16 protein-coding genes are annotated in these 14,201 nt (G+C 55.8%); 7 read left to right on the top strand and 9 right to left on the bottom strand.

Going from position 1 to position 14,201, the window contains the following annotated elements; genetic code table 11:
* Positions 1-3: 3 nt before the first annotated feature.
* Positions 4-861 carry a symmetrical bis(5'-nucleosyl)-tetraphosphatase gene (locus V7Q41_RS00415; RefSeq protein WP_333841335.1) on the top strand — a complete coding sequence of 286 codons (858 nt, stop codon included), beginning with the start codon at positions 4-6 and terminating at the stop codon, positions 859-861.
* Positions 862-933: 72 nt separating this feature from the next.
* Here the strand turns inward: V7Q41_RS00415 and V7Q41_RS00420 are convergent, their stop codons facing one another.
* The 4 genes from V7Q41_RS00420 to V7Q41_RS00435 all read right to left on the bottom strand — a co-directional run bounded on the left by V7Q41_RS00420 (position 934) and on the right by V7Q41_RS00435 (position 3,006).
* Positions 934-1,068 carry a helix-turn-helix domain-containing protein gene (locus V7Q41_RS00420; protein ID WP_333841337.1) on the bottom strand — a complete coding sequence of 45 codons (135 nt, stop codon included), beginning with the start codon at positions 1,066-1,068 and terminating at the stop codon, positions 934-936.
* A complete protein-coding gene (locus V7Q41_RS00425) occupies positions 1,047-1,220 on the bottom strand; it encodes a hypothetical protein (RefSeq protein ID WP_333841339.1) in 174 nt (57 codons plus the stop codon). Before V7Q41_RS00425 ends, V7Q41_RS00420 begins: the two co-directional genes overlap by 22 nt.
* Positions 1,217-1,366 (bottom strand): type II toxin-antitoxin system RelE/ParE family toxin, encoded by a 150-nt coding sequence (locus V7Q41_RS00430; RefSeq protein ID WP_333841343.1) that lies wholly within the window; start codon positions 1,364-1,366, stop codon positions 1,217-1,219. The genes V7Q41_RS00425 and V7Q41_RS00430 overlap by 4 nt, the downstream gene beginning before the upstream one ends.
* 179 nt (positions 1,367-1,545) lie before the next feature.
* Positions 1,546-3,006, bottom strand: coding sequence for a DEAD/DEAH box helicase (locus V7Q41_RS00435; protein ID WP_333841346.1), 1,461 nt, complete (start codon positions 3,004-3,006; stop codon positions 1,546-1,548).
* Positions 3,007-3,176: 170 nt separating this feature from the next.
* Between V7Q41_RS00435 and V7Q41_RS00440 the strand changes: the two genes are divergently transcribed.
* The gene (locus V7Q41_RS00440; protein WP_333841348.1) at positions 3,177-3,989 is read left to right on the top strand and encodes a hypothetical protein; all 813 of its coding nucleotides are present in this window, start codon (positions 3,177-3,179) and stop codon (positions 3,987-3,989) included.
* 46 nt (positions 3,990-4,035) lie between these two features.
* On the opposite strand, the gene V7Q41_RS00445 is transcribed toward V7Q41_RS00440, so the two are convergent.
* On the bottom strand, positions 4,036-4,857 hold the full coding sequence (locus V7Q41_RS00445) for a Rossmann-like and DUF2520 domain-containing protein (RefSeq protein ID WP_333841351.1): 822 nt from the start codon (positions 4,855-4,857) through the stop codon (positions 4,036-4,038).
* Positions 4,858-4,860: 3 nt separating this feature from the next.
* Positions 4,861-5,436 (bottom strand): dCTP deaminase, encoded by a 576-nt coding sequence (gene dcd / locus V7Q41_RS00450; protein ID WP_333841353.1) that lies wholly within the window; start codon positions 5,434-5,436, stop codon positions 4,861-4,863.
* Between the two features lie 118 nt (positions 5,437-5,554).
* On the opposite strand from dcd, the gene V7Q41_RS00455 reads away from it, so the two are divergent.
* The 5 genes from V7Q41_RS00455 to V7Q41_RS00475 all read left to right on the top strand — a co-directional run bounded on the left by V7Q41_RS00455 (position 5,555) and on the right by V7Q41_RS00475 (position 10,774).
* On the top strand, positions 5,555-6,529 hold the full coding sequence (locus V7Q41_RS00455; protein WP_333841356.1) for a Bug family tripartite tricarboxylate transporter substrate binding protein: 975 nt from the start codon (positions 5,555-5,557) through the stop codon (positions 6,527-6,529).
* 28 nt (positions 6,530-6,557) lie between these two features.
* Positions 6,558-7,928: an MmgE/PrpD family protein gene (locus V7Q41_RS00460; protein WP_333841358.1), complete on the top strand. Its 1,371-nt coding sequence runs from the start codon at positions 6,558-6,560 to the stop codon at positions 7,926-7,928.
* A gap of 91 nt (positions 7,929-8,019) precedes the next feature.
* Positions 8,020-8,793 (top strand): enoyl-CoA hydratase/isomerase family protein, encoded by a 774-nt coding sequence (locus tag V7Q41_RS00465; RefSeq protein WP_333841362.1) that lies wholly within the window; start codon positions 8,020-8,022, stop codon positions 8,791-8,793.
* A 38-nt stretch (positions 8,794-8,831) separates the two neighbouring features.
* Entirely contained in the window at positions 8,832-9,755 is a 924-nt protein-coding gene (locus V7Q41_RS00470) for a fumarylacetoacetate hydrolase family protein (RefSeq protein WP_333841365.1), read from the top strand.
* A 35-nt stretch (positions 9,756-9,790) separates the two neighbouring features.
* Positions 9,791-10,774 carry a Bug family tripartite tricarboxylate transporter substrate binding protein gene (locus V7Q41_RS00475; RefSeq protein WP_333841368.1) on the top strand — a complete coding sequence of 328 codons (984 nt, stop codon included), beginning with the start codon at positions 9,791-9,793 and terminating at the stop codon, positions 10,772-10,774.
* 18 nt (positions 10,775-10,792) lie between these two features.
* Here V7Q41_RS00475 and V7Q41_RS00480 read toward each other — a convergent pair whose 3' ends face one another.
* The 3 genes from V7Q41_RS00480 to V7Q41_RS00490 are packed head-to-tail and all read right to left on the bottom strand — an operon-like array spanning position 10,793 to position 14,197.
* The gene (locus V7Q41_RS00480) at positions 10,793-11,842 is read right to left on the bottom strand and encodes an adenosine deaminase (protein ID WP_333841371.1); all 1,050 of its coding nucleotides are present in this window, start codon (positions 11,840-11,842) and stop codon (positions 10,793-10,795) included.
* A 47-nt stretch (positions 11,843-11,889) separates the two neighbouring features.
* Positions 11,890-13,206, bottom strand: a complete 1,317-nt coding sequence (locus tag V7Q41_RS00485) for a glycerate kinase type-2 family protein (protein ID WP_442918765.1) — start codon at positions 13,204-13,206, stop codon at positions 11,890-11,892.
* 31 nt (positions 13,207-13,237) lie between these two features.
* Positions 13,238-14,197, bottom strand: a complete 960-nt coding sequence (locus tag V7Q41_RS00490) for a tripartite tricarboxylate transporter substrate binding protein (RefSeq protein WP_333841374.1) — start codon at positions 14,195-14,197, stop codon at positions 13,238-13,240.
* Between the last annotated feature and the right edge of the window lie 4 nt (positions 14,198-14,201).

Here is a 14,201-nt window from a genome sequence, read left to right on the forward strand (position 1 = left end):
TGCATGGCACTTTACTTGATTGGCGACATCCAAGGCTGCGACGAAGCCCTAGAACGTTTGTTGGCGCACATCGCGTTCTCTCCCAGCCGCGACACGCTGTATTTGTTGGGCGACTTGGTCAACCGTGGCCCCGACAACGCGGGCGTGCTGCGCCGCTTGATGGGCTACGGCGCCAGCGCGCAATGCCTGCTGGGCAACCACGATTTGCATTTGTTGGCGGTGTCGTGCGGCGTGCGCAAACCCAGCTCACAAGACACCACCCAAGACATCTTGACCGCACCCGACAGCGCCGAGCTGCTGCACTGGCTGCGCCACCAACACATGGCGATACAAGTGGGCCAGGTGCTGATGGTGCATGCAGGCGTGTTGCCGCAATGGACAGCGCAACAAACCCTCGCACTGGCGGGCGAGGTAGAAGCTGTGCTGCGCAGCGACGATTGGACGCAGTTCATGCCGCAAATGTATGGCGGGCTGCCCAATGTGTGGCGTGATGGCCTAGAAGGCGCAGACCGCTTGCGCGTGATCGTCAACGCCCTGACCCGCTTGCGCTTTTGTGATGCACACGGCGCGATGGATTTCAGTGTGAAAGAGAGCGCCGACAAAGCACCCGCGCACCTGCTGCCGTGGTTTGATGTGCCGGGCCGATTGACGGCCGATGTGCGCGTGGCCTTTGGCCATTGGTCCACCCTGGACTCGGCCAACCGCCCAGATGTGGTGTGCCTAGATGATGGGTGCGTGTGGGGTGGTTGCCTGAGTGCGGCCAAGCTAGAAGCCAAGGACACGTTACTTAGCGTGAACGATGCACCTGCGTGGGAGCGCCTCAGCGTGAAGTGCCCACAGACGCTGGACCCGCTGACCTAGCTTACTCTGGCATGCTCTTATGCATTTTTTTGAAGTAGTACCTTTGTGGCGGGACTTGCTGAAGCGAAAAATTTATGCAGCTGTCAAAGGCTCCATGCGCACCACGGCACGCGCTCCCACGGCATTGGCAAAACGTTGGACTGTTCGCATGGATGGCATGCCCCTGCCACTTTCGATGCGTGCAATCACGCTTTGGGTTGTACCCATGCGGCGGCCACATCACCTTGCGTTAGGCCCGCTTGCGTACGTGCTGCAATCAGTTCACGGGCCAGCTCAAACTCGGGCGCTTGTGCGTCATAGGCTTGGCGAACGGCAGGGTTGACCAGCAGTTCGGCTTTCAGGTCTTTCAGGCTTTTCATGTCGATTCCTCCAAGCGTTTCAATGCGGTTTCAATGGCCCTTCGTGGTGTGGTCTGCGTCTTTTTTTTAAACACATGCAGGACCAGCAAAGTGCGCCCCTGCACGGCGGCGTAAACAGCACGGGCAATACCGTCGCGGCCCGTCATTCACATTTCCCACAGCTTGCTTTCTAGTGGTCGAATGTGCGGCAAGCCCACACGATGCGGCCCCAAGTCCACCAGCATTTCACCGATGTGCAAAAAACGAGCTTGCATATCGGCCGGAATGGTCTGTCATTCATGCGCCGCCAGTGGATGCAGGGTCACCCATTTGATGGCGCGTTTTTTTAAGTGGTCGACTTGAACAAAGCCGCCATCACCCGCTTGGATTTGATATTGGCTGATTTGCGCAGTGGATCGGGCGCAGCTGGTGCAGCGGTTTCAGCGCTGCGCACGGTAGCCTCGTAAGGCTTGTCAAAAAACGGATCGTTCTTGATGCGCGGTGCAGGCACATAACCCACTTCGCGGCTGCGGCGGCTGTCTTGCTCGCGAGGACGAGCGTCGCGCGGGGCGAAGCCCTCACGCGGTCGGCTGGAAGCATCCGAACGCTCACCAGGCGACTCGCGCGAATCAGCACGGGGTTCACGACGCTCACGCGAGCGGTCTGGCTCAACGCTGACGTTTTCTAAAGTGATTTTGGTCTTGAGCAATTTCTCAATGTCAGCCACCAAACGCTGGTCGCTGCCTGATACAAAGCTGATGGCTTGGCCCAAAGCACCCGCTCGGCCTGTGCGGCCAATGCGGTGCACATAGTCTTCGGCGTTGAAAGGAATGTCAAAGTTGAACACCGCAGGCACGTCTTTGATGTCCAAGCCGCGGGCGGCCACGTCGGTACATACCAACAAATCAACCTCGCCTTGCTTGAAGCCTTCTAGGGCTTTTAAGCGTTCGTCTTGGCTCTTGTCGCCGTGCAAGGCACTGGTGCGAAACCCATCGCGCTCGAGCGAGCGGGCCAAACGGGCGCAGCCGAGTTTGCTGTTGCAAAACACAAAGGCCTGCTTCATGCCATTGGATTTGATGAGGTGACGCAAGGCGTTGTACTTGTCGTCCACGCTCACGCTGTAGAACTGCTGCGTGATGGTGGCAGCGGTTTCGTTAGGACGTGCCACTTCGATGGTGACTGGATTTTGCAAATAACTACCTGCCAAGCGCTTGATCTCTGTCGAGAAAGTGGCAGAGAACAGCAGCGTGGTGCGCGTCTTGGGCAAGTGGCTCAAGATGCGTTGCAGGTCGGGTAAGAAGCCAATGTCCAACATGCGGTCTGCTTCGTCGAGCACCACATATTCAACTTGGTTGAGCACCACGTTCTTGGCTTCGATGTGATCGAGCAAACGGCCAGGCGTGGCCACCAACACCTCGACGCCTTTTTTCAGCTCCAAGGTTTGGGGCTTCATGTCCATGCCGCCAAACACCACCATGCTGCGCAGGTTGGTGTGCACGGCATATTGTTTGATTTGCTGGGCCACTTGGTCGGCCAACTCTCGCGTGGGCAAGAGCACCAAGGCGCGCACGGGATGGCGTGCGGGCGAGGTGGAGCTGTTTTCGTGTTTGAGCAAACGTTGCAGCAACGGCAGCGAGAACGCGGCTGTTTTACCGGTGCCGGTTTGCGCGGCGCCCATCACGTCTTGGCCTGTCAACACCACGGGGATGGCTTGGGCTTGGATGGGGGTCATGGTTTCGTAGCCCATTTCGGCTACGGCACGTGCCAGCGCGGGGGCTAGCTGCAAATTGGAAAAAGAGGTCGTCATGTCTGCGCTTATTGTCGCATTGTGGGCGGCAAGCCAAAAAGTCCTTAGACAAAACAATATGAATCCCTTAGTCTTCATACAAACAACACAAGCTGGATTCATCTAGGGTGTTGCCCGATTGCCTCTTGATCCGCGTGAGACGAGAATTTTTCTATTTGAAAGAAAGCTCTATGCCGTTGATCCGCTTCATTTTGGCGCTCGCACTCACACTCGGTTTGGCCGGCTGCGCAAGCCTCACATCCACCCCCCAGCGCGCCAAAACGACCGACGTTAAAACGCTGCTGTGGGTGGGCAACAGCTTCTTTTATTACAACAACTCCATGCATGGCCATGTGGGCCTGCTTCTGAGCGCAGCAGGAGGCAAAGGCTACAGAGCCACATCGGCCACCATCAGTGGCTCGGGTATCAACTGGCATGACATGGAGGCCCATTTCAAACCAGGCGGTGTGGCCAGCTACTCATTTGTGGGCGACAACGAGGTGGTGTTCAACACCTTTGACAAACCCTTTGATGGCGTGATGATGATGGATTGCAGCCAGTGCCCTGTGCACCCCAAGCTGCAAGCTATCTTTTATGAGTTCGCCAAAAAGCACAGCGACACCGTGCGCAAATATGGTGCAGAACCGATTTTGTTCATGTCGTGGGCCTATGCTGACAAGCCAGAAATGACCCTGCAACTGGCCAACGAATACATCAAGGCTGGCCAACAAAACAAGGCATTGGTGGTGCCTGCAGGTTTGGCGTTTGCCAACTCCATCGCGCAACGCCCTGACTTGAATTTGTACGTGGCCGACAAGCGCCACCCCAGCCTGATGGGCACCTACCTCGCAGCCAGCACCGTGATGGCATCGGTCTACCAACAAAACCCGATGGGCAACACCTACACCGCGGGCTTGCCCAAAGAAGTGGCCACCCATTTGCAAAAAGTGGCTTGGGAAACAGCGCGAGCCTTCCATGCCAAAGAAGGTCGCGGCAGTTTGTGAGCATGCTCACACGGGTGCTGAAGTACGCTGCTTTAAGTGCGCTGCTTTATGTGCGCTGCTTCAGCTCGGCGGCCAATTGGCTGAGCAAAGCGTACACCTCGCCCGCTGGGGCATGCCACTGCGCAACGACTTGGCCCTGCGCCTGCACCACAGACGCATCGCCGCGAGCGGCAGGGCCTGTCAAGGCCTGTGCGGGGCCCATGGCCAGCACGTTGTTCACTGTGCTGGTGAGCAAGGCTTCGGTCAAAGGACGCAGCAGCTCTGGCGGCACGCCTGCGCTGTGCCATGCGTCTTGCGCCAGGCCTTGCAACACCACGGTGAAGTTGCTGCAAAACACGGCAGCTGCGTGGTACAGCGGCTTGTCAGCGCTGGCAATCTCGAAACAACGTCCACCCAAGGCAGCCAGCGCGGTGTGCAGCCATGCCAGCGCTGGCGCATCACCCTCTAGCCCGCAAGGCGTGCCCGCAAATTGGCGCACACCTGTATGGGGACTGGCAAAGTTAAGCACCGGATGCGCGCTGGCCACATGACAGCCCAGATCGCGCAAGGGCTGTAGAACGCTGGCACTTAAAAAACCACTGTTGTGAAAAACAATGGCACCCGCTAATTTGGCGCCGTGCGCATGGCACAAAGCCTGGGCCGCATCAGCCACTTGGGCATCGGGCACGCTGAGCAGCCACACATCGCTGGCGCGCATCTGGGCAAGCTCTGCCACAGGCTCGCCCGCCTTCACAAATTGCGCGGCTTGCTGTGCGCTGCTGAAACTGCGGGAGTACAAGTCTTGCACCCGCACCTGGCCCTGTTGATGAAACAAGGCCGCGAGGGTTTGACCCACACGGCCGCAACCAATGACGTTGAGCGATTTCAAGTGTTAAGTCTTGGGCAGCGTCACGCCCACTTGACCTTGGTACTTGCCGCCACGGTCTTTGTAGCTGGTTTCACACACGTCGTCTTTGTCGCTCTCAAAGAACAAAACTTGGGCACAGCCCTCGCCCGCATAAATCTTGGCGGGCAGCGGCGTCGTGTTGGAGAACTCCAAGGTCACAAAACCCTCCCACTCGGGCTCGAAAGGGGTGACGTTGACGATGATGCCGCAGCGGGCATAAGTGCTCTTGCCCAAACACACGGTCAGCACATTGCGTGGAATACGAAAGTACTCCACGGTACGGGCCAGCGCAAAGCTGTTGGGCGGAATGATGCAGACATTCGATTCGATGTCCACAAAGCTTTTGGGATCAAAATTTTTCGGGTCCACCACCGTGCTGTAAATGTTGGTGAACACCTTGAACTCGGGCGCGCAGCGAATGTCGTAGCCATAGCTGCTGGTGCCGTAGCTGACAATTTTTTCACCCGCTGCATTTTGGCGAATTTGACCCGGCTCGAAGGGCTCGATCATGCCGTGCTCTTGCGCCATGCGGCGGATCCACTTGTCACTCTTGATGCTCATCTCTTTACCTTTGAATTAGTCAATTATTTTAAACCTGCTGTCACCCTGTGGACTTTTGGAGACACCTTGAACCCACACCATCGCATACGATCATTCTTCGGTTTATCAAGGAGTCACTATGAAACGTCGCACGCTCTTGCAAGCATCACCTTTGCTGTTCGGTTTAGCTGAGTCAGTTCAAGCCCAGTCCGCCTATCCAAACAAGCCCATCAAATACATCGTGCCCGTCGCCGCAGGCGGTGGCTCTGACATGATTGGACGCACCTTTTGCGAACGATTGAGCAAAGTGCTGGGGCAAAACGTGTTGGTCGACAACCAAAGTGGCGGCGGTGGCGTGATCGCCTCGCAAGCCACAGCGCGTGCTGCCCCCGATGGCTATACCCTCATGCAAGGCTACGTGGCGACACACGGAACTGCGCCGGCCACCCGCAAATTAGCCTACGACCCCATCAAAGACTTCACACCCATTGGCATGATTGGCAGCACACCCAATGTGCTGGTGGTCAACACCGCACTCTCTCCCACTGACATGAAATCGTTCATTGATTTCGTCAAGAAAAATCCTGGACAAATCTCTTACGGCTCAGCTGGCGCAGGCTCACTCACGCACTTGACCGCTGAGTTGTTCAAAGCGCAAACCAACACCTTCATGGTGCACATTCCTTACCGTGGCATCGCCCCCGCCACCACCGATTTGATCGCGGGCCAAACCCAAGCCATGTTTCCTGGCTTGGCAGCGGCGCTGCCGCATATTCGCAGCGGGCGTCTTCGCCCCCTTGCGGTCACAGGGACACAGCGCCACCCCGCTTTGAAGGATGTGCCGACCCTTGAAGAGGCAGGTCTCAAAGGCTTTGATGCACAGCAGTGGTATGGCGTGGTGGGACCTGCCGGCATGCCAGCCGCCTTGGTCACTCAGCTCAACAACGCCATGGCCCAAGTGCTGGCGATGCCCGATTTGCGCGAAAAGCTCAGCGCCGAAGCGGTGGAGCTGACGCCGATGACGTCCAACCAATTCGGCGAGTACATGAAAAAAGATTTGGCGCGCTGGACCGCCCTCGCGCGCGAACGCAACATCAACTTAGACAACACCTGATTTTTACAACTGAAACGGACCATTCCACATGACAGTCAACACAGCCGTTGCGGCAGACCACCACGCGCCGGCCATCACTGCGCAACTCGCGCACTTTGTGTCACAGCACCCGTCTCAAGGCTGGAGCGATGCCGTCGAGCACGAAGCACACCGCACCTTTTTGAACTGGTTGGGTTGCGCGATAGGCGCAGCCAACCACGAGGCGGTTGACGCGGCTTTGGCCGCCGTGCAAATGCTTGCCCCAGCACCCCAAGCGACCTTGGCTGGCCGCACTGAGCGCGTGGACATGGCCAACGCTGCGTTGATCAACGGCATCTCCTCACACACCTTTGACTACGACGACACCCACCTCAAAACCATCATCCATCCCGCTGGCCCTGTGGCCTCCGCGGTCATGGCCTTGGCCGAACACCAAGGCAGCTCAGGCCGCCAAGTGATTGACGCCCTGGTGTTGGGCATTGATGTGGCGTGCCGCATGGGCAACTTGGTCTACCCCGAGCACTATGACCGCGGCTGGCACATCACCGGCTCCACAGGCACGCTGGGCGCAGCTGCAGCTTGCGCTCGTTTGCTGGGCCTCAACGAACAACAAACCACCATGGCCTTGGGCATTGCCGCCTCTCAGCCCATTGGATTGCGTGAACAGTTTGGCACCATGACCAAGCCCTTTCACCCGGGTGGCGCAGCTCGTGCAGGCCTGATGTCTGCCTTGATGGCGCAACACGGTTTCACTTCAAGCGCGCGCGCACTCGAAGCACCCCGCGGCTGGGCCCAAGTGGTGTCCACCAAATACGACTGGCGCGAAGCGCAAGACGAGTTGGGCCAGCGCTTTGAAATCAGCTTCAACGCCTACAAGCCCTTCGCATGCGGCATCGTGATTCATCCCAGCATCGACGCTTGCGCGCAACTGCGCGAGCAAGGCGTCAAGGCCGAAGACGTGACCCGCATTGACCTGCGTGTGCACCCCTTGGTGTTGGAGTTGACAGGCAAGAAGACACCGCAAGATGGGCTGCAAGGCAAGTTCAGCGTCTACCACGGCTGCGCGGTGGGCTTGATCTTTGGTCGAGCAGGCGAAGAAGAATTCTCTGACCACATCGTGCGCCGTGACGACGTGGTGACTTTGCGCGACAAGGTCAACGCCGTGGTCGACCCCTCGGTACGCGAAGAAAGTGTGTACGTGACCGCCCACTTGAAAGACGGCCGCACGGTGGACGTGCATGTCGAGCACGCCATTGGTTCACTGCAACGCCCCATGACTGATGCCATGTTGGAGCGCAAGTTCCACGACTTGGCTGACCCGATCTTGGGGGCTGAGCGCAGCCACCAAATCATCCAAGCCTGCTGGAATTTAAGCAAAGCGCCTCACCTGAAAGAGGTGTTGGCGCTGCTGAAACCCTAAAACCCGCTTATTTCCAATGGCAGCCAACCTGAAGATTGAAAAGATGGGTGATGGCAAGAAGTTTTGCGCTATTTAAATATAAGGTTGATCCATGCTGAGTTTTGATGATTACTCAAAAAAATACCAGACGATTCAAATGAGTCGAACTGACGGGATACTTGAAATGCGACTCCACACCAATGGAGGACCACTCCAGTGGAGTCTTTTGCCTCACGGAGAACTTACCCGAGCGTTTCATGACGTTGGGCAAGATTACGACAATGAAGTGATCATTCTCACTGGAACAGGCGAGGCATTCAGTGGCCCAGCTTTAGGCCCCAACGGTCATAACCATGTGCGGCATCCTGTGACGGCCATGGAATGGGACAAGATTTATTTTGAAGGCAAGCATTTATTATTAAATCTGTTGAATATTGAAGTTCCCATCATTGCCGCCATCAACGGGCCGACCCTTCGGCATGCCGAGATTCCGCTTCTCTCAGACATTGTCATCGCTTCCGATACAGCAACATTTCAAGATTCAGCGCACTTCTGGGGGGGATTGGTGCCAGGGGACGGCGTTCACGTTGTGTTCCCCCACCTCATGGGTTCCAACAGAGGCAGGTATTTTTTACTGACGGGTCAAACCATCAATGCACAAGAGGCAAAAGAGGTCGGGCTGATTAACGAGATACTTCCCTTGGAAAATTTGCTCCCAAGAGCTTGGGAACTTGCACACTATCTCAAAATGAGAAGCCCTCTTTTGAGGCGTTATTCAAGAGTATTGACCACCCAAGATTTGAAAAAGAAAATTCTTGATTTACATGGCTATGGCTTGGCGCTAGAAGGCCTGGCTGCCACACATAACTCTAATGGCAAAGTTTAAATAAACCTTAGGTTTCATTTTTTTAAAAGCTGCAATTCATGCGTCTACTTACATTTACCCACAACAACTCAGAACCACGATTAGGCGTACGCACGGATGATCAAATTCTTGATATCCATCATGCCGCCACAATTGAAGGGGAATCCAACTTTCCGACAAGCATGAAACAGCTGCTTGCAGGCGGCGCTGAGAGCATGAGCCGTGTGCGCCATTTAAATGCAAAAGCTTTGAATGAATTCAACAAGTTTGAAGGTGCTTGGCTAAACAAAACATCCATTCGCTATCTTGCGCCCATCACCGACGCTGATAAATTTTTATGTGTCGGTAAAAATTACCGTCAGCATTTAGAGGAACTTCAACGCACTGCGTTGATCAAAGAGATCCCTGAAGAGCCCACTGGATTTATTAAATTAAATTCATGTTTGGTGGGGCATGAAGCGATTGTAAAAAAACCAGAAGGTATTGTGCGGCTGGATTACGAGCCAGAGCTGGTTTTTGTGATGGGCAAGAGAGCGCTAGGCGTCAAAAAAGCGGATGCGTTTGCGTATGTTGCAGGTGTCACGATTCTCAATGACCTCACTTGCCGCGATCTTCAGCAAAGGGAAGTTGCTTCTGGCTCACGCTTTTGGACTGCCAAAAATATTCCAGGTTTTGGCCCGTTGGGTCCTGAAATTATCACCATGGATGAAATAGCTGATCCCTACAACTTATGGATGACTTGTTCAGTCAATGGTGAAGAGCGCATGAGGGTCAATACCGTGGATCAGATTTGGAAACTGCCAGATATCATCGAACACTTCTCACGATTTATTCCAATTGAACCTGGCGATATGTTCTCGACAGGCGCACCGGGCGGCGTTGCGGTTGGAAAACCAAACGCAGCAGAGCTATTTTTAAAACCAGGTGATGTCGTTGAATGTGCGATCGAAGGCATTGCTTCATTAAAAACAACCATTGTCTAAATTGCCCGCATCAAAGACTGAAAAAAGGATTTTTTATGAATTTTTTTAAATATGCTTTTTCCACAAGCAACGCCGCATCCAAGTCAATTGGACTTATTTTTACAAGCCTCTTCATTTGTGTCTTTGCGCTTCGACCTTCGTTTGCTCAAACATTTCCGGCTAAGACGGTCACCATCGTCGTGCCCTTTACGCCTGCGGGTGGGGCAGATAATTTAGCGCGCATCTTGGTTCCCAGGCTGAGTTCACTTTGGGGTCAAAGTGTCATTGTGGAATACAAAGCCGGTGCAAGCGGACAAATAGGCGCCGATTTTGTTTCCAGAGCCAACCCTGACGGCTACACATTGCTCATGGCCACCACAGCGGTTATCAATGACAAGAATGTTTCTAAATTCACGGGGGTTTCATTGGTCTCCGCTGATGCATATGTTTTGGTCGTCCACCCCAGTTTGCCCGTCAACAACGCCGCTGACCTCATCACCTATGCCAAGGCCAACCCGAAAAAGCTTTCATTTGGCTCTTCGGGCATAGGGGCTGCCTCGCACTTGTCTGGTGAACTTTTCAAAGCCAGAGCGGGAGTTGACATGCTGCACTTGCCCTACAAGGGCACGGGTCCAGCATTGAACGACCTGTTAGCCAATCACATCCAATTGATGTTTGCGCCTACCCAGACGGCGATGGCACAAATTCAAACAGGCAGAATTAAAGCCATTGGTGTCACAGGCACAAAATCAATTGAGGCGCTGCCAAACGTTCCCCCCATCACCAACTCAGGTCTTGCTGGGTACGAGGCGATTGGTTGGTTTGGATTGCTGGCCCATGCCAATACGCCCAATGACATCGTGAAAAAACTCCATGACGATATTCAGCGCGTGATGAATATGCCTGAAGTTCGCAAAGCGATGCACGAAAAAGGCGCTGAACCTGGGAGCCTCTCGGCGAGCGAGTTCACCAGCTTCATCAAACAAGAACAGAGCAAATGGACCAAGTTAATGAAAGACGCCAACATCGTGATCGAATAAACGATCATCCATGTTGCATCAATCCTGCTCTGAAAATCGTTGAAAACTCAGCTTGAGCAAATGCAACCATTGGTTCTTTTGCTGCTCGCTGACAAAGCTGGCCTCAAAACTGTTGCTGGCCAGCACATAGGCTTGCTGCGCTGTCAGCCCTGTCGCCTCGAAAGTTTGCACAAAGTTGTCATTGATGTAACCACCAAAGTAGGCGGGGTCGTCTGAATTGATGGTCACGCACAGGCCAGCGTCAAGTAGCTGGCCAATGTTGTGGCTTTTCAAATCAGAAAAAACACACAGCTTTTGGTTGGACAGTGGGCACACCGTGAGTGGCGTGCGGTCTTTAGCCAAGCGCGCCATCAATGCTGCATCATGCACGGCCTGCACGCCGTGGTCGATGCGCGCCACGTGCAACACATCCAAGGCACTCCAGATATAAGCGGGGGGCCCCTCTTCGCCCGCGTGGGCCACAAGGTGCAAGCCGTGCGCGTGAGCCAAGGCGAACACGTTTTTGAATTTTTCGGGCGGGTGACCCACTTCGCTGGAGTCCAAACCCACGCCAATGAATTTATCTTTGAACGGCAGTGCTTGGTTGAAAGTTTGCAGCGCGGCCTCCTCGCTCAGGTGGCGCAAGAAGCACAAGATCAGCTGGGCACTCACACCCAGCTGCGCTTGCGCATCGACACAAGCGCGGTGCAATCCATGGATGACGGTGGACATAGAGACACCGCGTTCGGTATGCGTCTGCGGGTCAAAGAAAATTTCTGCGTGCACCACATGATCAGCCGCTGCACGTTGCAGATAGGCCCACGCCATGTCATAAAAATCTTGCTCGTGCAGCAACACACTCGCGCCAGCGTAGTAAATATCGAGGAAGCTTTGCAGGTCAGAGAAAGCATAAGCCGCACGCAAGGCTTGGACATTGGCATACGGCAGCTCTACATCATTGCGCTCGGCCAGTGCAAAGATGAGCTCGGGCTCTAGGGAACCCTCGATGTGGATGTGCAACTCGGCTTTGGGCATTTCGCGCAACAGCTGAGGTAGACGGTGAGCGGCAACAGCGTGAACTTTGAACATGGGATGTCTCCTGTGAGGATCTCATGCTAGCTTGAAAAACACCCCGCTTACAACACCAACATCGCTCTAAAGTCATTCACATTGGTGTGCGTGGGCCCCGTGACCACCAAATCGCCTAAGGCCTCAAAGAAACCATAGGCATCGTTGCGGTCCAGACAATCGGCGGCTTTCACACCTGCTGCTTCGGCACGGGCCAAGGTGTTGGGCGACACACATGCGCCTGCGTTGTCTTCGATGCCATCAATGCCGTCGGTGTCAGCGGCGATGGCCCACACGCCGGCCTGCGCTTGCAAGGCCACGGCCAGGCCGAGGCAAAACTCCCCTGCGCGACCGCCTCGGCCCTTGGGTGTACCCGGCGCTTGTTTGCGAATGGTCACCGTGGTTTCACCACCGCTCAAGATGACGCACGGTTTTTGGAATGGTCCCAAGCCGCGCGCAGCCGCACGCGCCAGCGCAGCGTGCACCTTGCCCACTTCGCGTGACTCACCCTCTAGCTCGTCGCTCAACACATACGCGTTCAGTCCTGCGGCGCGCGCCAGCGCGGCGGCGGCATCTAGCGACTGTTGGGGTGTGGCAATCAAATGCACGGGCTGCTTGTCCCACACAGCGCTGGGCTTGGGGGTCTCGAGTGCGCCGGCTTTCAGCGCCGCCTCCACCACGGCAGGCACTTGGATGTTGTAGCGTTGCAAAATAGCCCAGGCATCGGCACAGGTTGTGATGTCGGGCACAGTGGGCCCGCTGGCAATGACCGACGGGTCGTCCCCTGGCACATCGCTGATGGTGAGGGTCACCACAAGAGCTGGCGCACATGCGGCGGCCAAGCGGCCACCTTTGATGCGCGAGAGGTGCTTGCGCACGCAGTTCATCTCGCCAATGCCTGCGCCGCTGCTCAGCAAGTCTTTGTTGATGCGCTGTTTGTCCGCCAGGGTCAGCCCATCGGCGGGCAGTGTGAGCAAGGCAGAGCCTCCGCCAGAAATGAGGAACAACACCAAGTCGTCTTCGGTCAGACCTTGCGTCAATGCCAAGATGCGCTCGGCAGCGGCAAGGCCTGCTGCATCGGGCACGGGGTGCGAGGCCTCAACCACCTCAATGCGCTCGGGCACACCCGCGGGGCGCGGTGGCGTGTGGCCATAACGTGTGACGACCAAGCCGGACATTGGTTTGTCGCTCGGCCACAGCGCCTCCACCGCTTGCGCCATGGCGCCACCCGCTTTGCCAGCACCCAACACCACAGTGCGGCCCTTGGGTGGCGGCGGCAAATAGGCCGCGGTGTTGTGAATCGGTAAGGCACGCAGCACAGCGGCATCGAAGAGCTGGCGTAAAAAAACCTGAGGCTGCGCAGTCACAGCCTCAGGGTTCGTCAATGAAATAGCAGTTGAAGTAGACAGAGTTAACTCACTTTTTTCCTAACCCCAGTCGAGCAGCGCCTTCGGTGTAGATCTGGGTGCGTTCTTTCATGAAGGCATCCATTTGCTCCACCCCCACATTGACCAGCTCAAAGCCGTTTTTCGCTGCGAGGTCTTTCATCTCGGGGTCGTTGTTTAAATTCGCCCACAGATCAGACAAACGCTTCTTCTGTTCGGGCGTGGTTGATTTTGGCACGCCAATGCCACGGTAAGCGCCGTCGACCCAGTTCACACCCAACTCTTTGAAAGTGGGCACCTCGGGCATCAGCGGGTGGCGCTGTTCCATGGCCACGGCGAGGGGGCGCACACGCCCTTTGTTGTTGATGGCAAAGGGCGTGTAGGTCATGGCCCCGTCGACTTGGCTGCCCAGCACCGCCGTGGTCATGTCACCCGTGCCTTTGAAAGGAATGTAAATCGTCTTCACATTGAAGGCCGCATTCATGCGCTCATGGGCGGCGTGGTTGGCCGAGTTCAAACCCGAGCCCCCCAGCGAAAACTTGCCAGGATCCTTCTTCACAGCGGTTAAGAATTCGGCAAAGTTTTTGATCGGGCTGGCCACGGGCACCACCAAGATGTCGGGCGTGTAGTGGAACCAATACACGGGCGTGACGTCTGAGGTCTTGTATTGAACTTGGCCCTCAATCGGCTGGAACACGATGTGTGGCAAGTTGATGCCCACCACGTTGACGCCATCGCCAGGCAAGGTGTTCATCTGAGTCCACATCAGCGCGCCGCCAGCACCCGCCTTGTACTGGACCACGGTTTCGATGGCAGCACATTTTTTCTTGAGCACCATTTGTTGGTGACGGGCTGACAAGTCAGACTCGCCCCCAGGCGGAAAGGCCTGCCAATACTGCACATTTTTATCGGGGCAAGGCTGAGCCCAAGCCGCTGCGCTGAAGAGGGCAGACGCGGCGATGAAGGCGCGCAAAGGTAAATTGATTCGCATGGTT

The organism is Limnohabitans sp. (assembly GCF_036804465.1).
In the GTDB taxonomy this organism is placed as follows: Bacteria; Pseudomonadota; Gammaproteobacteria; order Burkholderiales; family Burkholderiaceae_C; genus Limnohabitans.